Genomic DNA, 18,058 nt, shown 5'->3' on the forward strand with positions numbered 1-18,058 from the left:
CTGGGGGCGCGCCACTCCAGCGAAGCATCATGAGCGCCACTGGAGCGGCGCGGCCCGACAAGGCAACAATCCATATGCGATAGCCCTGCCCTCCGGGGGAAGGTAGAGATTCAGCGCGCCAGTGCTGCGTCCTCGATCTGGAACTGCACGTCCTCGCGGCCGTTCCAGCGGTTCACCCGGGCGACGCCGGCAATGTGCAGCGGCGCGCCGGCAGTGTTCGTCAGCGCATCGCCCAGCGGCCGGCCGCCGGCACGGAAGGCAATCGCGTTCACCCGCGCGCCATCGCTGCCGGTCAGCTGGCAGCGCACATGGTTCTCGCCGACACCCTGCCACCAGCTCACCACCATCGAGGAAAGCGCGAAGCGCGGCTCGGGATTGCCGACACCGAACGGTGCGCAGCGTTCCAGGGTGCGAAGGAAATCCAATGTCAGGCCGCTCGCGGCAACGGCCCCGTCGAGGCTGAGCGAGGGAACCAGCGCGCCATTGGGCATCTGCGCAGCGACGCGCTCGACCATGAAGTCGGCAAACGCCTCGGCCATGCTGCGCGCCACGGTCAGGCCGGCCGCCATGGCGTGGCCGCCGCCATTGATCAGCAGCCCGGACTGCCGCGCGGCGATGACGATCGAGCCGAGATCGACACCGCGGACCGAGCGGCCGGAGCCCTTGCCGACGTCGCCGTCGTAGCCGATGACGAAGACTGGACGATGGAAGCGCTCGACCAGCCGGCTGGCGACGATGCCGATGACGCCGGGATGCCAGCCATCGTCCATCACCACGATCGCCGGCGGCAGCACGGGCGGCTCGCCGATGCGCGCCAGCGCCGCGTCGAGCACCGCCTGCTCGATGGCGCGGCGCTCGGCGTTGAACTGGTCGAGCCGCAGCGCCAGTGCCCCGGCCTCGTGCGGATCGTCGGTCGACAGCAGGCGCGTGCCGAGATCGGCCTGGCCGACGCGCCCGCCGGCGTTGACGCGCGGCCCAAGCAGGAAGCCGGCATGGAACGTGCCCGGCGCTTCGTTCATGCGCGCGACCTCGGCGAGCGCCACCAGGCCGGCATTGCCGCGCTCGCGCATCACCCGCAGCCCCTGGCGCACGAAGGCGCGGTTGACGCCGGTGAGCGGCACCACATCACACACCGTGCCCAGCGCCACGAGGTCGAGCCATTGCCGCAGGTCGGGCTCCGGCCGATTCGCCCCGTAGCGGCCCGCTACGCGCAGCGCGCGATTGACGCCGACGATCAGCAGGAAGGCCACGCCCACCGCCGCCATCTGGCGATGCGGGCTGGTCTCGTCGAGACGGTTGGGGTCGACCACGGCCACGGCGCGCGGCAGAAGCGGCTCCGCCACGTGGTGGTCGATCACGATCACGTCGAGCCCGGCCTCGGCGGCGGCGTCGAGGGGCGCGAAGGCGGTGATGCCGCAGTCGACCGTCACCGCGACGGCGACGCCCTGCGCCTTGAGCTTCAACAGCGCGGCGGCGTTGGGGCCGTAGCCTTCGGTGAGACGGTCGGGGATGTAGGCGACGATGTCGGCGCCGACGCCGCGGAAGAAGCGCAGCAGCAGCGCCGAGGACGTGGCGCCGTCGACGTCGTAGTCGCCATAGACGGCGATTCTCTCGCCGCGCGTCACCGCGCCGGCCAGCCGCGCGATGGCCGCGTCCATGTCCTTCAGATGCGAGGGGTCGGGCAGAAAGCGCCGCAACGTCGGCTCGAGGAAGTCGCCGACCTCGTCGATCGCCACACCGCGGGCCGCCAGCAGGCGCGCCACGGCGTCGGGCAGGCCGTGGCGCTGGGCGATGGCCAGCGCGGAGCGGTCATCCGCCGCGCGCGAGATCCAGCGCCGGCCGCAGGCCGACTTCTCGACTCCGAGGAATGCCGGCTCAGAGGCCATCTTGATTACCCGTCGTCCTGAGCGAAGCGAAGGACCTCGCAGTGGCACGAACTACAACGACCGCTGGATCCTTCGCTGCGTTCAGGATGACAGCGGTGCTCGCCTAGGCCCAGCTCGGGAGGCCGGTCTTCACTGTGTAGTTGTGCAGGGCGTGGACATAGCGCACCGTGCCGGTCTTCGAGCGCATCACCAGCGAGTAGGTTTCCGCACCGTTGTGGAAGCGGCGCACGCCCTTGAGCATCGAGCCATTGGTGACGCCGGTGGCGGCGAACATTACGTCGCCCTTGGCCATCTCCAGCATCGAGTACTTCTTGTTGAAGTCCTTGATGCCCAGCCGGGTCGCGCGACCGCGCTCGTCGTCGTTGCGGAACAGCAGACGGCCCTGCATCTGCCCGCCGATGCAGCGCAGCGCCGCCGCGGCCAGCACGCCCTCCGGCGCGCCGCCCGAACCGAGATAGATGTCGACGCCGGACTCCGGCTGCGACGTGGCGATCACCCCCGACACGTCGCCGTCGCCGATCAGCATGATGCGTGCGCCTGCCTCGCGCGTCTTGGCAATCAGCTCGCTGTGCCGGGGCCGATCGAGGATGCAGGCGACCAGATCGGAGACCTCGACCCTCTTGGCCTTGGCGAGGTTCTTCAGGTTCTCGGCCGGCGGCGCATCGATATCGACCACGCCGTCGGGCAGACCGCCACCGACGGCGATCTTGTCCATGTAGACATCGGGCGCGTTGAGAAAGTTGCCGTGCTCGGCCATGGCGATAACCGCCAGCGCGTTGGGCCCGCCCTTGGCGGTGATCGTGGTGCCCTCCAGCGGATCGAGCGCGATGTCGATCCTGGGGCCGGCGCCGGTGCCGACCCTCTCGCCGATGAACAGCATCGGCGCCTCGTCGCGTTCGCCCTCGCCGATCACCACCGTGCCCTCGATCGACAGGCCGTTGAGCGCCTGGCGCATGGCGTCGACCGCGGCCTGGTCGGCGGCCTTCTCGTTGCCGCGGCCCATCAGCTTGGACGCCGCAAGCGCGGCGGCTTCTGTCACCCGCACCGCCTCGAGCGCAAGGTTGCGATCCATCCTGGTGTCGACGTCGGCCATGGCACCCTTCCTCTCTGAATTCCGTCGCAACCCTACCTCCCCCCGCTGGCGGGGGAAGGTGCCCCAAGGGGGGATGGGGGTGGCGGCATCGCGGCCAGATGCGACCATCGATGCTGTCGCACGAGCCATCCCCATCCGGCGCTTCGCGCCACCTTCCCCCGCCAGCGGGGGAAGGTAAATGTCCCAAGCACGTCAGAAATCCTCGATCCGGATCAGGTTCGGCTTCTCCAGCACGGTGCCGAGCGCGGCGATGCGGCCCGCCGCGCGGACCATCGCCTGCTCCTCGGTCTCGTGCGTCACAAGCACGACCGGCACCGAGTCGTTGGGCCCGTGTGAGCGGCCGTGCTGCAGCATCGACTCCAGCGACACCTGCTCGTCGCGCAGCGCCGCGGTGATGTCGGCAATGACGCCGGGCTGATCGCGCACCATCAGCCGCATGTAGTAGGCGCCGCGCCGCTTCTCGATCGGCGAGACCGCCCTGGGCGAAAGCTTGGCGGTGGGCACGACGAAGGGCGGCAGGCCATGGCCCCGCGCCACGTCGATGAGATCGGCGACCACGGCCGAAGCGGTCGGGCCGGCGCCGGCGCCCCTGCCCTGGAACATGGTCGAGCCGACGAAATCGCCCTCGACCACCACGGCGTTGAACACGCCGTCGACATGCGCGATCGGCGTCTTGTTTGACACCATGCAGGGATGCACGCGCTGCTCGATGCCGTGCTCGGTCTCGCGCGCGATGCCCAGGAGCTTGATGCGGTATTCCAGCTCCTCGGCGAAGGCGATGTCGAATGCGCCGATGCGGCGGATGCCCTCGACATACACGCCGGCGAAATTCACCGGCGCGCCGAAGGCCGCGGCGGCGAGGATCGACAGCTTGTGCGCGGCATCGACGCCGTCGATGTCGAAGCTGGGATCGGCCTCGGCGTAACCCAGCTTCTGCGCCTCGGCGAGCACGTCGCCGAAATCGCGCCTGGTTTCGCGCATGGTTGTGAGGATGTAATTGCAGGTGCCGTTGAGGATGCCGTAGAGCCGCTTCACGCGGTTGCCGACCAGTCCCTCGCGCAGCGCCTTGATGATCGGGATGCCGCCGGCCACCGAGGCCTCGAAGCCCAGCAAGGTGCCCTTGGCCTCGGCCAGCCTGGCAATCTCCGCGCCGTGCAGCGCCAGCAGCGCCTTGTTGGCGGTGACCAGGCTCTTGCCGTTGGCGATCGCGGTCTCAACCAGCTTGCGCGCCGGCCCGTCGGAGCCACCCATCACCTCGACGACGACGTCGATGTCCTGCGCCGTCGCCAGCGCCAGCGGATCGCTCTCCAGGCGGATGCCTGACAGGTCGACATCGCGCCGCTTCTTCAGATCACGCGCCGAAGCGGCGACCACCACCACCGGCCTGCCGCACCGCAGGGCCAGCAGATCGGCCTGCTCGCGCAACAGCCGCACCACCCCGCCGCCGACCGTGCCGAGGCCGGCGATTCCCACACGCAACGCCTGTGACATGATTGCCCTCGGTCCGTGATCAGGCGCGCGCCTTGATGAGCGTGACATTGTCGCCAATGCCGCGCAGGTACAGATCGATCGCCTTCTCGGGGTCCGAGAGCACGACCTTGACGCTGCGGATGGCCTGGCGGATGCGGTGCTTGTTCTCCACCAGCGCGATGCGCACGTGGTGATCGCCGTACTCGCCGAAGCCGATTCCGGGCGAAACCGCGATGTTGGCCTGGGTCAGCATCAGCTTGGAGAACGCCAGCGAGCCCAGCTGCGCGAAAGGCTCCGGGATCGGCGCCCAGGCGAACATGCTGGCGGCCGGCGACGGGATGCTCCAGCCGGCCGCGTGCATGCCCTCGATCAGGATGTCGCGGCGCTCCTTGTACGTGGCGCGCGCTTCGGCGACGCAGTCCTGCGGCCCGTTGATCGCCGCGGTGGCGGCGACCTGGATCGGCGTGAAGGCGCCGTAGTCGAGGTACGACTTGATGCGCGCCAGCGACTGGATGAGCCTCTTGTTGCCGGCGGCGAAGCCGATGCGCCAGCCCGCCATCGAGTAGGTCTTGCTCATCGAGGTGAACTCGATGGCGATGTCGCGGGCGCCCGGGATCTGCAGGATCGACGGCGGCGGCCGGTCGTCGAAATAGATCTCGGCATAGGCCAGGTCCGACAGCACCCAGATGCCGGCGCGGCGGCAGTACTCGACGATCGGCCGGTAGAACTCGAGGTCGACGACCTGCGCCGTCGGATTCGACGGATAGTTCAGCACCAGGGCCAGCGGCTTGGGCACCGAGTGGCGCACCGCACGGTCGAGCGCCGGCATGAACTCGTCGATGCTGAGCGCGCCCGGCACCGGGATGTGGCGGATCGAGCCGCCGGCGATGATGAAGCCGTAGGGATGGATCGGATAGCTCGGATTGGGCGCCAGGATGATGTCGCCCGGCGAGGTGATCGCCTGGGCGAGGTTGGCCAGGCCCTCCTTCGAGCCGATGGTGACGATGATCTCGCTCTCGGGGTCGAGTTCGACGCCGAAGCGGCGCTGGTAGTACGCGGCTTGGGCCCGGCGCAGGCCGGGAATGCCGCGCGAGTTAGAGTAGCCGTGGGTGCGCGGGTTGCCGGCGGCCTCGGCCAGCTTGGCGACGATGTGCGGCGGCGTCGGCAGGTCGGGATTGCCCATGCCGAGGTCGATGACGTCCTGGCCGGCGCCGCGGGCGCGGGCCTTCATCGCGTTCACTTCGGCGAACACGTAGGGCGGCAGGCGCTTGATGCGGTGGAATTCGCTGTCGTCCATGGGATGGTCCCGGGTTCAGGCGTCTCGTGGAGGGTTGATAGCAAATCCGGCCCGCTTGGGGGCCGGACTTTACGCTTGGGGATATCGCCGGCCGGCAGTCAGAAGTCGAAGAAGATCTCGGCTCGCCGGTTGGCGGCGATGCCGCGGGCGGTGGCGGTGGTGTAGATCGGCTCCTCGTCGCTGAGCGCTTCCATGACGATGGAGTCGTGCGGTACCCCGGCGCGGATCAGCGCGTTGACGATATTCGTGCCGCGCCTGACCGAGACATCGAGGTTGCCAGTCCTCAGGCGATGCACGCTGGTTGCGTATACATCGTGGCTGGCGTGAGCGTAGATGCGCACCACGCCACCGTTGCGTCGATGGATGCGCGCCACGTCGCGGATGACCGCGAGATCGACGCCGTCGAGCGCCGAGGAGCCTTGGTTGAACTGGATCACCGCGATCTGCAGCGGTCCGCCGGTATAGGCCGTCGGCGGTGGGCTGCTGAGGACGCCCGGCACCGGGGCGGCTGGCGGCGACGGCGCCGCTGCGACGGGCGGCGGTGATACAGGCGCTGGAGTCGACGTCGGGAGCGGTGGAGGCGGCGGCGCGGAGGCAACGACTGGTGACGGTGCAGGCGGCGGTGGCGCGGGCGCGGGCGAGACGACCGGTGCCGGCGCGGGTGGCGGCGACGCAGGCGCGGGTGTGACGACCGGCGGCGGCGGCGCAACGGCAGGGGCCGGCGCAGGCGCGGACGGGCGCGGCGGCGGCGGCGCGGACGCAACGACGGGGGCCGGTGCGGGCGCAATCGCCGGCGGCGCCGGCGGCATTGCGTGGGTCACGACGGGAGCCGGCGCGGCTGCTCCCTGCCTGGCGCGATCAGCCTCGAGCTGGGCAAGGAAGCGGCGATTGAGGTCGTCGGCCGTCGTCCCGGCAGGCGACGGCTCCGGCGCTGGTGCCACCGGTGGCGCGTCGGCGACGGCAGGTGCGGGTGTTGCATCTCGAGTGGACGGTGGTGGTGGTGGCGGTGGCGCCGACGCGACCGCAGGCGCCGGGTCGGGCGGCGGAGGTGGCGGCGCCGAGGTCACTGGTGGCGGCGCAGGTGGCGGCGCAGCCGCCGTCGCGGCCGGCGGCGGCTCCTGCGGCTTGGCCGGGCTCGCGGGCACCACTGAACCGACCTGCTGGCCACGGGTCTCGTCAGCGGCGGCGACCGAGTCGTCGTAGCGGGTCTTGCTGCGGTCGATGGCGATACCGCCGGTCGGCACCCGTCGGTCCGCCGGTATGGTGCCTTGGGTGGCGCCGGGCGGCGGGGTGGGAAGGCCGTCGCTGTCGCAACTGGACAAGGAGGTCGCGGCGAGCAGCGCCAGCAGCACCGCCCTTGGAACACCACCCAACCTCAGCATCGCGCCGTTCATTCGTTCGTTACCCCAGAGCCGGCACCAAATTGACGCCGCCTGACGCGGTTCATAAGGTGATCGTCCCTTGTGCGCCAGCCGAGGGGCTTGCCGAGGACGCGCCGGTAATTGCGCCCAGTATCGCAAAGCCAATCGTGTAAGGCAATGAACTGCAAGGAAAAAGGTTCACCGGAGGAAGCCATGGCCGATCCCCAGACGCCGCAGTTCAAGGCCCCTGACGCCGCCGCGATGCAGGCGCTGTGGCACGACATCGCGCAACGCAGCCAGGACGTGTTGCGCGACTTCGCCGAGCGCCAGAAGGGCCAGCAGCCGCCCGACGCCCAGGCACTCGACCCCCTGAACCTCACGGGCACCTTCCTGGACTTTACGGCCAAGCTGATGGCCGATCCCGAGAAGCTGGTGCAGGCCCAGATGGCGCTGTGGCAGGACTACGCCAGGCTCTGGCAAGCCACCGCCGACCGCATGATGGGCAAGCCCGCCGAGCCCGTCGTCGAGGCGCCGAAGGGCGACAAGCGCTTCAACGACGCCTCATGGCGCGACGAGGCGATCTTCGACCACGTCAAGCAATCCTACTTGCTGACCTCGCGCTGGCTGATGGGCCTGCCCAAGCAGACCGGCGGTCTCGACGATCGCGCGCGCCAGAAGATCGAGTTCCACATTAAGCAGTTCGTCGACGCCATGGCGCCCACGAACTTCGTGGCCACCAATCCACAGGTGCTGAAGGCGACGCTGGAAAGCGGCGGCGAGAATCTGGTCAAGGGCCTGCGCAACGTGCTGGAGGACATGCAGCGCGGCGGCGGCAGGCTGGCGATCCGCCAGACCGACATGGAGGCCTTCGAGGTCGGACGCAATGTCGCGACCTCGCCCGGCAAGGTCGTGTTTCAGAACGACATGATGCAGCTGATCCAGTACACGCCCTCGACCGCCGAGGTCTACGAACGGCCGCTGATGATCGTGCCGCCATGGATCAACAAGTTCTACATCCTCGACCTGAAGCCCGAGAACTCGTTCATCAAATGGGCGGTCGACCAGGGCTATACGGTGTTCGTGATCTCCTGGGTCAATCCCGACGCACGGCTGCGCCACAAGAGCTTCGAGGACTATATGCTCGAGGGCCCGCTGGCGGCGCTCGACGCCATCGAGAAGGCGATCGGCACACGCGAGGTCTCGGCCATCGGCTACTGCATCGGCGGCACCCTGATGGCCGCGACCCTGGCCTATTGCGCGGCGAAGAACGACACGCGCATCGGCAACTGCACCTTCTTCACCGCGCAGATCGACTTCACCGACGCCGGCGAGCTCACCGTCTTCATCGACGAGGAGCAGATCGCCAACATCGAGAAGCTGATCGCCGAACGCGGCTACATGGACGGCGCCGAGATGGCGACGACCTTCAACATGCTGCGCAGCAACGACCTGATCTGGTCGTTTGTGGTCAGCAACTACCTGCTCGGCAAGGAGCCCATGCCATTCGACCTGCTGTTCTGGAACGCCGACGCCACGCGACTGCCGGCCGCCATGCACAGCTACTACCTGCGCAACATGTACCTGAAGAACCTGCTGGTGCGGCAGGGCGGCGTCACCCTTGCCGGCGTGCCGATCGACCTGCGCAAGGTGACGGTCCCCTGCTACATCCAGGCCGGCAAGGAGGATCACATCGCACCGGCGCCCTCGGTCTACAAACTGACCAAGGTCTTCTCCGGACCGCTGCGATTCATGCTGGCCGGCTCGGGCCACATCGCGGGCGTCGTGAACCCGCCCCGGGCCAGGAAGTACCAGTACTGGATCAACGAGGCGGCGTCGACGAACTACCCGGCGACGCTCGAGGAGTGGCGCGCCGGCGCGACCGAGACGCCGGGCTCGTGGTGGCCCGACTGGGATCGCTGGCTGTCGGCGCAATCGGGGCCGAAGGTTCCGGCCCGCGAGCCGGGTGCGGGAGGCCTGAAGCCGATCGAGAACGCGCCGGGCAGCTACGTAAGGGTCAAGACGGACACCTGAGCCTCGCGGCTGGCCGCCACCACATGGTCGATTTGCCGGTCCAGGCTGCGCTGGCCGGGATATTCGGCACTTATCGTTCACTCATTTCTGTCGGGGAGACGGACATCATGATTTGGCGCCGCGCGATCACTGTCCTGGCGACCGCCCTGTTCTGCGCCCTGTCGGGCGGCGCGAGGGCCGGTGACATGGTCTGCGTCATCCCCGGGACCGGCTCGGCCGCGCCGTTCTGCATCGACGACTCCGGCATCGTCGCGCTGGACGGAACGGAGAAGCTGCCCTTCCGGTTCATCCGCCATGTCGCGGCCTGCGGCCCGCGCCTGGTGGTCGCCAGCACTATGGAAGTGGCGTTCCGCGAGGGCGGCGGCGTCTGGACCAAGATCGCACGACACGGCAAGTCCGTCACGAGCTCGCTGGGCTGCGACACCAAGGGCGCGATCTTCATCGGCCACAAGGACGGCATTGCGCGTTTCGACGGCGGCCGGTGGACCGACACGCCCTATGCCGCCCTCAACGTCGCCAACGGCATGCTCAATGGCGTGAAGCGCTTCGTCACCACACCCGACGACTCGCTCTGGGCGGTGCTGGGCCGCAGCCTGGCGCGCTACGAGGCCGGCGAGTGGAAGGCGATCGCCGACCTGCCGACCTTCCCCAACGAGCATGTGCGCTTCACTGACGCCGTGGCCGACAAGGATGGCCGCCTCTGGCTGGTGCATAGCGGCGGGCTGTCGATGTACGACGGTAATGGCTGGACGGTGCACAAGGAGAACCTGATCGGTCCCTCGGGCGTCGCCGTTGATGGCACCGGAAGGGTGTGGATCTCGGTCAACGACGGTATCCGCACGTTCTCCGACGGGACGTGGCGGAAGACGCCGATCGGTGGCATGGAGCCGCAGATCAGGTCTCGCGACATCGCCTTCGACGGCAAAGGGCGGCTGTGGATCGCCAGCAGCTGGGGCTTGGGTGCGGTCGAGAACAACGTCGCGACGTTCTGGCGCATGGCCAATTCCGACGTGCCGTTCGACGACATGCGTACGCTGGTCATGGCCGGCAAGGGCCCGGCGAGCTTGCCGTCGGCGCAGGACAAGCCGACGGGCGGCATCAAGGGCAAGCTCGAGGGCGACGGCAACACCGGCCTCGCCGACGTGCGCATCGAGTTCTGCAACGTGCGCCTGAGCCGCTTCAGCGCCTTCCGCGCCGGCCAGACGCCCTGCTCCACCCAGGCGCCGCTGACCTTCACCACGCGCACCGCCCAGGACGGCACGTTCGGCGTCGAGAAGGTGCCGCCGGGCGACTACTCGATCGTCGTCGAGCGCGAGGCCGGCAAGTGGGTGCTGCTCACCGGCAGCATCGGCATCACCGCGGAATTCGTGCGCGTGGCGTCAGGCAAGGTGACGTCGATTCCGACGATCACGGTGAAGGCGAAGTAGCGCGGACGGTTCAGCCCGACAACTTGCCGAGCACGACCGGGCGGTTGATGTCGCCATGCTCGAAGGCGACGATGACCTCATCGCCCGGGCGCAGGCTGGCGGCGCAGGAGGCGGCCCAGCTGGAGTCGCCTCCCGGCAACGCAGGCAGGCGCAGCCGCACACGTCCCTTGCGCATCGGGTCCAGGGAATCGGTGACGATACCCCGCGCGACGCCGTTCATGACCGCCATTGCTCTCCTCCCTCGCGAATGAAAATCCCCCGTCAGCGACCGGCACAGTCGCCGAGCGCCTGATCGAAGATCGACAGGCCGAGATCGATCTCGGCATCGGTGATGGTGATCGGCGGCGCGATGCGGAACACGCCCAGCCCGCCGCGGATCACCGATGTGCTCATGCCCAGCTCGCGGCAGCGCGCCGTCACCTGGCCGGCGAGATCGGGGGCTGGCTCGCGCGAGTGGCGGTCCTTCACCAGCTCCATGCCCAGCAGCAGCCCCCTGCCTCTGACGTCGCCGACGACCTCGTGGCGCTGCATCAGGCTCTCGAGTCCGGCGCGCAGGCGGGCGCCGGCGCCGCCCGCGCGCTCGACGAGCCTGTCGCGCAGAATCACCTCCAGCACCTTCAGGCCGACCGCCGCCGGCAGCGGATCGTTGGCATGCGTGGTGTAGAACAGGAAGCCGCGCTCGTGGCAGCGCTCCTCGACTTCAGCTGTCGCCAGCACGGCGGCCAGCGGCAGGCCGGCACCTAGCGTTTTCGACAGCGTGAGCAGATCGGGCGCCACGCCGTCGCGCTCGCAGGCGAACAGCGTGCCGGTGCGGCCCAGCCCGGTCTGCGCCTCGTCGAGCACCAGCAGCATGCCACGCTCGCGGCACTTCGCCTCCAGCGCCTTGAAGTAGCCCATCGGCGGCTCGATCACGCCGCCCGAGCTCAGGATCGGCTCGGCGATCACCGCGGCGAGCGCGCCGGTGCTCTGGCGATCGACCAGCTCGAAGGCGTAGTCGAGTTCGGCGCGCCAGTCGTAGCTGTCGGCAGTCGTGCCCTTGCCGCCGAACGTCGGGCGATAGAGATCCGGCGCGGGAATCACGATCGAGCCCGGCGCCGACGGACCATAGCCACGGCGCGACGCGTTGTAGGTGGCGGCCGCGGCCGCGCCGGTCACGCCGTGCCATGAGCGGCTCAAGCCCACGACCTCGAAGCCGCCCGACGCGAGCCTGGCCATGCGCAGCGCTGCGTCGTTCGACTCGCCGCCGGTGCTCAGCAGCAGCACGCGCTCGAGCCTGCCCGGCGCCAGCTTCGCCAGCATCTCCGCGAGATCGACGACGGGCCGGCTGAGGATCGAGCTGTAGAGATGATCGAGCTCGCCCACCCAGTGGCGCACCGTGGCGACGATCTCGGGGTGGCTGTGGCCGAGGATCGCGCTCATCTGGCCGGAGGCGAAGTCGAGGATGGCGCGGCCGGCAGAGTCGTAGAGGTAGGATCTGGCAGCGCGTTCGATCACCATCGGCTGGAAGTCGGCGCCGTAGCGGATCAGGTGACGCCGCGCACGCTCCCAGAATGCCGAATCGGTCGAAGCCGAGAGACTGTCGGGCGCCATGTCGAACTCCCCTTCCAACCGGAGGTTAGCGGTAATTGCCGCCTTTCGCCCTGACCTTCTTTCCTGCCGGTCGCTTGCTCGAGATCAGGCCGCGCATCTCGGCGCCCTTCTCGCTCCACCAGGCGTGCAGGATGCCGACGTCCCAACCGATGCAGAAGTGCTTCACGCCCATCTCGAGGTAGCGCCCGGCCTGGGATGGATCGCCGAGCTCCACGCGCGGGTGGATGCCCTTCTTCAGCGCCGTCTCGATCGTCTTGCGCTCGGCCTTCACCACATCGGGATGGGTCCACTGGCCGGGCACGCCGATGCTCATGCCGTAGTCGGCCGGGCCGAACTGCACCATGTCGATGCCCGGCACCGACAGCACGTTGTCGAGATCCTCGACGCATTGCCGCTTCTCGATCATCAGCGCCACGACCACGTCGTCGAGCGCCTTGACGAAGGCCGGCGAGCCGGCTTCGCGGACCGTGCCGACGTCGCGGCGCATGCCGACGCCGGCCAGCCCGCGCGTGCGCGGCGACTCCGCGCGCACGGCCTTCACGCAGGCCTCGGCATCCGCGACGGTGCGCACGTCGGCGAACAGGATGCTCTGGAAGCCCGAACCGACGGCGCGCATCGTCTGGTGCGTCCACTGCGTCTGCTCGACCTTCATCATGCCGCCGATTCCCGCCACCTCCAGCGCACGGCCGAGATTGTCGAGGTCGTGCAGGGTGAAAGGGCCGTACTCGGCGGTGAACTCGACGTAGTCGTATTGCCCGCTCTGGCCGATCAGCTCGACCAGTGTCGGCCAGGTCGAGAGGATGTGCGTGCCGAGCGTCGGCTCGCCGCGGTCGAGCTTCTGGCGCAGCCTGTTGCGACGCATGGTGTTCCTGCTCCTATCCCGTCATCCCGAGCGCAGCGAGGGGATCCAGGATTGTTCGAGACGCCTCGCTGCGCTCTCGATGGCAGTCCTAGACGTTCAAATACCGCCGGCTGAGCTTCACGTAGTTGGCGCAGGTGCGCTTGATCATCTCGAGGTCCTTCTCGGCGACGTCGCGCATCTTGCTCGCCGGGTTGCCGGCCCACAGCTCGCCCGTCTTCACCACCTTGTTGGGCGGCACCAGCGCCCCGGCGGCGACCACCGCACCGCTCTCGACCACGCAATTGTCCAGCACCGTGGCGTGCATGCCGATGAAGGCATCGTCCTCGACGGTGCAGGCGTGCAGCAGCGCCATGTGGCCGACCGAGACGTTCTTGCCCACGATCGTGCCCACCCCGCGCGAGGCGATGTGGATCACCGTGCCGTCCTGGATGTTGCTGTTCTCGCCGATGCGGATGCCCGGGCCGTCGCCGCGCAGCACGCAGGTGAACCAGATGCTGGCGTTGGCGGCGATGTCGACATCGCCGATCAGGGTGGCGTTGGGCGCAACAAACGCGCTGGGATCGACGCGCGGCACGAAATTGTTGAACGGAATGATCAGCCCGGCCATCGACCCCACGCTCCCCGCGCCTCTGTGTTCCCGGCGACACACCATGACCGACGCGTGGCGGCGGTCAAGGCGCAGAGCCATGCAACTTCTTGATTCCCGCGCTGTTCAGCGTATGTATCGCCTCGCGGACCATCTTTGGTTCGTGTCCCGTCCATCAAAAGGATAGAGGTGATGTCCACCACGGCGAACATGCCCAAGGTCTTCATCGACGGCGAAGCCGGCACCACCGGTCTTGGCATCCGCGAGCGTCTGCTCCAGGTGCCGGGCATCGAGATGGTCAGCGTGGCGGCCGAGCGACGAAAGGACCCCGAGGCACGACGCGCCGTGATGTCGGACGTCGACGTCGTCATCCTCTGCCTGCCCGACGACGCGGCCAGGGAGTCCGTGGCACTTGCCGACTCGCTGGGCGAGAAAGCGCCGCGCGTGCTCGACGCCAGCACGGCACATCGCGTGGCGCCCGGCTGGGTGTTCGGCTTCCCCGAGCTGACCCCCGATCAGCCGGCGGCAATCCGCGCCGCGCGCAAAGTGAGCAATCCGGGCTGCTACCCCTCGGGCGGCATCGCGCTGATCCGGCCGCTGGTCGACGCCGGCTTCATCCCGCGCGACTACCCGATCGTCGTGCATGCCGTCTCCGGCTACAGCGGCGGCGGCAAGTCGATGATCGAGGCCTTCGAGACCGGCAAGGCGCCGTCCTTCGAGGTCTACGGCCTGCGGATGGAGCACAAGCACGTGCCCGAGCTGCAGCTCTATTCCGGATTGACGCGTCGGCCGATCTTCGTGCCGCAGGTCGGCAACTACCGCCAGGGCATGATCGTCAACGTTCCCCTGCATCTCGACACGCTGAGCAAGAAGCCCAGGGCCGCCGACCTCGAGGCGGCGCTGATCGAATGGTACAAGGGCAGCGACCGCATCAGCGTCGTGTCGGTGAACAATGCCGACAAGGCGGTCGACCGTCTCGAGCCGGAGGCGCTCAACGACACAGACAAGATGGAGCTGCGCGTCTATGCCAACGAGAAGCACGGCCAGGTGATCCTGACCGCGCGCCTCGACAACCTCGGCAAGGGCGCCTCGGGTGCCGCCGTGCAGAACCTCGGCGTGATGCTGGGTCTGGCGGCTTGACACACCACTGTCGTCCTGAGCGAAGCGAAGGACCCAGCGGTCTTCCGATCACACAGGAACGGCGCCGGTGACCTACCGGCGCCGCTTTCGTTTGGCGCAATCACCGCAAGGTCCTTCGCTGGCGCTCAGGAAGACGAGGATTCTACAATCGTCGCCAACGAACATCCGAGGGAACGTTCGATGCCGCAGTTCGAGTCCGACGGCCACGCCATCGCCTATGACGAATTCGGCGGCCCCGACGCCAAGCGCCGCATCGTGCTGGTGCACGGCTTCAGCTCGAACAAGACCGAAGGCTGGAAGCGCATGGGCTGGTACGACGCCTTCGCCGCCAAGGGCTTCCGCGGCGTGGCGCTGGACGCGCGCGGCCACGGCCAGAGCGCCAAGCCGCACGATCCTGCGGCCTATGACCGAAGGCGCATGGCGCACGACATCGTGGCGCTGATGGACCATGTCGGCTTCGCGCGCGCCAACCTGCTGGGCTTCTCGATGGGCTCGCATCTCTGCCTTACGGCCGGCCTGCTGTGGCCGGAGCGCTTTGGCGACCTGATCCTCGGCGGCATCGGCGGCAAGCTGCTGGAGGACTCGCCGCGCGACGACAGCATGGCCGAGGCGATGGAAGCCGAAGACCCCGCGACGATTCCCGATCCGATGCGCCGCAGCTTCCGCCAGTTCGCCGACGAGCAGGGCGAGGATCGCCTCGCACTCGCCGCCTGCTCACGCGGGGAACGCTTCCCGATCGACCGCGCGGCGCTGGGCAGGCTGGACCTCGCGACGCTGGTCGTCGCCGGCTCACACGACGAGCTCGCCGGCAATCCGCGCACGCTGGCTCAGGCGGTCCCCGGTGCGAAGGCGGTGAGCATCCCGGGCTGCGACCATTTCTCGATCATCGCCCATCCGCTGTTCAAGGCGAGCGTGATCGATTTCCTCGAGGGCTTCATGGACTAGGGTCGAGCCCCCTGCCCCTGGCGCGGCTCTGTCCCGGCCAGCAGCCGTTGGATGTTGGTGCGATGGAGCACGACCACACAGATGCCGCCGGCGATCACCATGAGCCGATAGGGTAACGGTTGCTCCAGGCCGCAGATCAGCGCAATCGTCAACGCCGCCAGCATGCCCCTGAGCAGCTTCCCGGCCAGATAACCCGTGGGCGTGGAACCGAAGAGATAGGCGACCGCGATTGCGGCGGCACTCGCCATCCAGAGTGCCATGGTCTTCACCTCGACGTTGAACGCCGACCGACTAGAGCAGCGAGCGCAATCTTGAAGTCACCTGTCATCCCGGGCGCAGCGAGGGATCCAGGTTCAGCCCTAGATCCCTCGCTGCGCTCGGGATGACAGGCGCGTTTGACTTATCGCTGGTCGCTCTAGATCTTCCGGGCCAGCTCCGCGGCCTTGCCGATGTAGCTCCACGGCGTCATCTCGAGCAGGCGCTTCTTCTCCGCCTCGGGGAGGGACAGGGTGGCGATGAAGCCTTGCAGTGCCTCCTTTGTGATCGCCTTGCCCCGCGTGATGTCCTTCAGCTGCTCATACGGATTGGGTACGCCGTAGCGGCGCATCACGGTCTGCACCGGTTCGGCCAGCACCTCCCAGCAGGCGTCGAGATCGGCGCGCAGGCGCTCGGGATCAGCGTCGAGCTTGTTCAGGCCGCGCAGGCAGGAATCATACGCGATCAGCGCGTAGCCGGTCGCCACGCCCATGTTGCGCAGCACGGTCGAATCGCTGAGGTCGCGCTGGAGGCGCGAGATGGGCAGCTTTTCCGAGAGATGGCGCAAGGTGGCGTTGGCGAGGCCGAGATTGCCCTCGGAATTCTCGAAGTCGATCGGGTTCACCTTGTGCGGCATGGTGCTGGAGCCGATCTCGCCGGCCTTCAGCTTCTGCTTGAAGTAACCGAGCGAGATGTACTGCCAGATGTCGCGGTTGGCGTCGATCAGGATGGTGTTGGCGCGCGCGATGGCGTCGAACAGCTCGGCCATCGCATCGTGCGGCTCGATCTGGATGGTGTAGGGATTGAAGACGAGGCCCAGCGATTCGATGAAGCGCCTGTTGAAGCTCTCCCAATCCAGATCGGGGTAGGCCGACAGGTGGGCGTTGTAATTGCCGACCGCGCCATTGAACTTGGCGGTGAGCTGCACGCCGACGATCCGTTCACGGGCACGCAGCAGGCGCGCGGCGACGTTGGCCATCTCCTTGCCCAGCGTGGTCGGCGATGCCGGCTGGCCGTGCGTGTGCGACAGCATCGGCAGGTCGGCCAGATCGTGCGCCAAACCGCGGATGCGGCTTACCACGGCGTCGAACGCGGGCAGCAGCACCCGTTCGCGCGCGGCGCTGAGCATCAGCGCGTGCGCGGTGTTGTTGATGTCCTCCGAGGTGCAGGCGAAGTGGATGAACTCAGTCGCCCGCATGACCTCGGCGTTGTTGGCGAGTCGGCTCTTCAGCCAGTACTCCATCGCCTTCACGTCGTGGTTGGTGCGCGCCTCGATGTCCTTCACCGCCTCGGCGTCGGCCTCGGTGAAGTTGGCGATCACGCCATCGAGCTCGGCGATCGTCGCCGGCGAGAATGGCGCGAGCTCGCCGATCTGCGGCGCGGCCGCCAGCGCCTTGAGCCACTCGATCTCGACCCTGATGCGATGGTGGATCAGGCCGAACTCCGAGAAGAACGGGCGCAGACCATTGAGCTTGGCGGCGTAGCGGCCATCCAGGGGCGAGAGCGCGGTCAGGGGCGAGAGGTTCATGGGATCATGTAGCGCCGTTGCAACTTCCCGGACAAAGAAAAAGGGCGCCTTGCGGCGCCCTTTCTCGTGTCCAAGGCCGAGATCGATCAGCGCTTGGAGAACTGGAAGCGGCGGCGGGCGCCGGCGCGGCCGTACTTCTTGCGCTCGACCACGCGGGAGTCGCGGGTCAGGAAGCCGCCCTGCTTCAGCGGCGGGCGCAGGTCCGGCTCGTAGAGCGTCAGCGCCTGCGAGATGCCGTGGCGCACGGCACCGGCCTGGCCCGACAGGCCGCCGCCGACCACAGTGGCGACGACGTCGAACTGGTCGACGCGATCGGCGATCTGGAACGGCTGCTGGATCATCATGCGCTGAGTAGGCCGCGCGAAGTAGACCGTCTGGTCCTGGCCGTTGACCGTGATCTTGCCGGAGCCCGGCTTGATCCAGACCCGGGCGACGGCGTTCTTGCGCCGGCCGGTGGCATAGGAGCGGCCCTGGGCGTCGATCTCCTTGCCGCGCGGCTGGGCCTCGGCCGTCGACATGCTGGCGACGATGTTGGCCGCGGACTTGCGCAGGCCGGAGGTCGGAGTGGTGGTGGGTTCGATGGCCAT

The 18,058-nt window shown here is 68.3% G+C and carries 17 protein-coding genes; 5 read left to right on the forward strand and 12 right to left on the reverse strand.

Annotated features, from left to right (window positions below):
- Positions 1–110 precede the first annotated feature (110 nt).
- The 5 genes from recJ to KF889_25675 all read right to left on the reverse strand — a co-directional run bounded on the left by recJ (position 111) and on the right by KF889_25675 (position 6,246).
- Positions 111–1,886: a single-stranded-DNA-specific exonuclease RecJ gene (recJ, locus tag KF889_25655; protein MBX3502845.1), complete on the reverse strand. Its 1,776-nt coding sequence runs from the start codon at positions 1,884–1,886 to the stop codon at positions 111–113.
- A 103-nt stretch (positions 1,887–1,989) separates the two neighbouring features.
- Positions 1,990–2,958 carry a class II fructose-bisphosphatase gene (glpX, locus tag KF889_25660; protein ID MBX3502846.1) on the reverse strand — a complete coding sequence of 323 codons (969 nt, stop codon included), beginning with the start codon at positions 2,956–2,958 and terminating at the stop codon, positions 1,990–1,992.
- Between the two features lie 213 nt (positions 2,959–3,171).
- Complete coding sequence (locus tag KF889_25665) at positions 3,172–4,470, reverse strand: homoserine dehydrogenase (GenBank protein MBX3502847.1); 1,299 nt, start codon at positions 4,468–4,470, stop codon at positions 3,172–3,174.
- 19 nt (positions 4,471–4,489) lie between these two features.
- Positions 4,490–5,746 (reverse strand): LL-diaminopimelate aminotransferase, encoded by a 1,257-nt coding sequence (locus tag KF889_25670; protein MBX3502848.1) that lies wholly within the window; start codon positions 5,744–5,746, stop codon positions 4,490–4,492.
- A 98-nt stretch (positions 5,747–5,844) separates the two neighbouring features.
- Positions 5,845–6,246, reverse strand: a complete 402-nt coding sequence (locus KF889_25675) for an OmpA family protein (GenBank protein MBX3502849.1) — start codon at positions 6,244–6,246, stop codon at positions 5,845–5,847.
- A gap of 41 nt (positions 6,247–6,287) precedes the next feature.
- Here KF889_25675 and KF889_25680 point away from each other — a divergent pair, with 41 nt between their 5' ends.
- From KF889_25680 to KF889_25690, 3 genes are all read left to right on the forward strand, one after another.
- Complete coding sequence (locus KF889_25680; GenBank protein MBX3502850.1) at positions 6,288–6,434, forward strand: hypothetical protein; 147 nt, start codon at positions 6,288–6,290, stop codon at positions 6,432–6,434.
- 886 nt (positions 6,435–7,320) lie between these two features.
- Positions 7,321–9,138, forward strand: a complete 1,818-nt coding sequence (gene phaC, locus KF889_25685; GenBank protein ID MBX3502851.1) for a class I poly(R)-hydroxyalkanoic acid synthase — start codon at positions 7,321–7,323, stop codon at positions 9,136–9,138.
- A 107-nt stretch (positions 9,139–9,245) separates the two neighbouring features.
- Positions 9,246–10,565: a hypothetical protein gene (locus KF889_25690; GenBank protein MBX3502852.1), complete on the forward strand. Its 1,320-nt coding sequence runs from the start codon at positions 9,246–9,248 to the stop codon at positions 10,563–10,565.
- Positions 10,566–10,575: 10 nt separating this feature from the next.
- Here KF889_25690 and KF889_25695 read toward each other — a convergent pair whose 3' ends face one another.
- The 4 genes from KF889_25695 to KF889_25710 form a co-directional block, all read right to left on the reverse strand.
- On the reverse strand, positions 10,576–10,794 hold the full coding sequence (locus KF889_25695) for a hypothetical protein (protein ID MBX3502853.1): 219 nt from the start codon (positions 10,792–10,794) through the stop codon (positions 10,576–10,578).
- A gap of 32 nt (positions 10,795–10,826) precedes the next feature.
- Positions 10,827–12,155, reverse strand: a complete 1,329-nt coding sequence (locus tag KF889_25700) for an aspartate aminotransferase family protein (GenBank protein MBX3502854.1) — start codon at positions 12,153–12,155, stop codon at positions 10,827–10,829.
- Between the two features lie 25 nt (positions 12,156–12,180).
- On the reverse strand, positions 12,181–13,017 hold the full coding sequence (locus tag KF889_25705) for a 2,4-dihydroxyhept-2-ene-1,7-dioic acid aldolase (GenBank protein ID MBX3502855.1): 837 nt from the start codon (positions 13,015–13,017) through the stop codon (positions 12,181–12,183).
- 88 nt (positions 13,018–13,105) lie between these two features.
- Positions 13,106–13,624, reverse strand: a complete 519-nt coding sequence (locus KF889_25710; GenBank protein MBX3502856.1) for a gamma carbonic anhydrase family protein — start codon at positions 13,622–13,624, stop codon at positions 13,106–13,108.
- Between the two features lie 171 nt (positions 13,625–13,795).
- Between KF889_25710 and argC the strand changes: the two genes are divergently transcribed.
- Together argC and KF889_25720 are read left to right on the forward strand one after the other, a co-directional pair.
- Complete coding sequence (gene argC, locus KF889_25715; GenBank protein MBX3502857.1) at positions 13,796–14,743, forward strand: N-acetyl-gamma-glutamyl-phosphate reductase; 948 nt, start codon at positions 13,796–13,798, stop codon at positions 14,741–14,743.
- A 180-nt stretch (positions 14,744–14,923) separates the two neighbouring features.
- Positions 14,924–15,688 (forward strand): alpha/beta hydrolase, encoded by a 765-nt coding sequence (locus KF889_25720; GenBank protein ID MBX3502858.1) that lies wholly within the window; start codon positions 14,924–14,926, stop codon positions 15,686–15,688.
- On the opposite strand, the gene KF889_25725 is transcribed toward KF889_25720, so the two are convergent.
- The 3 genes from KF889_25725 to rpsI form a co-directional block, all read right to left on the reverse strand.
- Positions 15,685–15,948: a hypothetical protein gene (locus KF889_25725; GenBank protein ID MBX3502859.1), complete on the reverse strand. Its 264-nt coding sequence runs from the start codon at positions 15,946–15,948 to the stop codon at positions 15,685–15,687. The two genes, KF889_25720 and KF889_25725, sit on opposite strands and share 4 nt — an antisense overlap.
- A 155-nt stretch (positions 15,949–16,103) precedes the next feature.
- Positions 16,104–17,471 (reverse strand): adenylosuccinate lyase, encoded by a 1,368-nt coding sequence (gene purB, locus KF889_25730; protein MBX3502860.1) that lies wholly within the window; start codon positions 17,469–17,471, stop codon positions 16,104–16,106.
- A gap of 86 nt (positions 17,472–17,557) precedes the next feature.
- Complete coding sequence (rpsI, locus tag KF889_25735; GenBank protein MBX3502861.1) at positions 17,558–18,058, reverse strand: 30S ribosomal protein S9; 501 nt, start codon at positions 18,056–18,058, stop codon at positions 17,558–17,560.

The organism is Alphaproteobacteria bacterium (assembly GCA_019635875.1).
GTDB lineage: Bacteria > Pseudomonadota > Alphaproteobacteria > Reyranellales > Reyranellaceae > JAFAZJ01.

Coding starts and splice junctions, on each gene's coding strand:
- argC (MBX3502857.1), top strand. CDS start 13,796: ATGTCCACCACGGCGAACATGCCCAAGGTCTTCATCGACGGCGAAGCC.
- KF889_25695 (MBX3502853.1), bottom strand. CDS start 10,794: ATGGCGGTCATGAACGGCGTCGCGCGGGGTATCGTCACCGATTCCCTG.
- glpX (MBX3502846.1), bottom strand. CDS start 2,958: ATGGATCGCAACCTTGCGCTCGAGGCGGTGCGGGTGACAGAAGCCGCC.
- KF889_25720 (MBX3502858.1), top strand. CDS start 14,924: ATGCCGCAGTTCGAGTCCGACGGCCACGCCATCGCCTATGACGAATTC.
- KF889_25700 (MBX3502854.1), bottom strand. CDS start 12,155: ATGGCGCCCGACAGTCTCTCGGCTTCGACCGATTCGGCATTCTGGGAG.
- purB (MBX3502860.1), bottom strand. CDS start 17,471: ATGAACCTCTCGCCCCTGACCGCGCTCTCGCCCCTGGATGGCCGCTAC.
- phaC (MBX3502851.1), top strand. CDS start 7,321: ATGGCCGATCCCCAGACGCCGCAGTTCAAGGCCCCTGACGCCGCCGCG.
- rpsI (MBX3502861.1), bottom strand. CDS start 18,058: ATGGCCATCGAACCCACCACCACTCCGACCTCCGGCCTGCGCAAGTCC.
- recJ (MBX3502845.1), bottom strand. CDS start 1,886: ATGGCCTCTGAGCCGGCATTCCTCGGAGTCGAGAAGTCGGCCTGCGGC.
- KF889_25705 (MBX3502855.1), bottom strand. CDS start 13,017: ATGCGTCGCAACAGGCTGCGCCAGAAGCTCGACCGCGGCGAGCCGACG.
- KF889_25670 (MBX3502848.1), bottom strand. CDS start 5,746: ATGGACGACAGCGAATTCCACCGCATCAAGCGCCTGCCGCCCTACGTG.
- KF889_25665 (MBX3502847.1), bottom strand. CDS start 4,470: ATGTCACAGGCGTTGCGTGTGGGAATCGCCGGCCTCGGCACGGTCGGC.
- KF889_25690 (MBX3502852.1), top strand. CDS start 9,246: ATGATTTGGCGCCGCGCGATCACTGTCCTGGCGACCGCCCTGTTCTGC.
- KF889_25725 (MBX3502859.1), bottom strand. CDS start 15,948: ATGGCACTCTGGATGGCGAGTGCCGCCGCAATCGCGGTCGCCTATCTC.
- KF889_25710 (MBX3502856.1), bottom strand. CDS start 13,624: ATGGCCGGGCTGATCATTCCGTTCAACAATTTCGTGCCGCGCGTCGAT.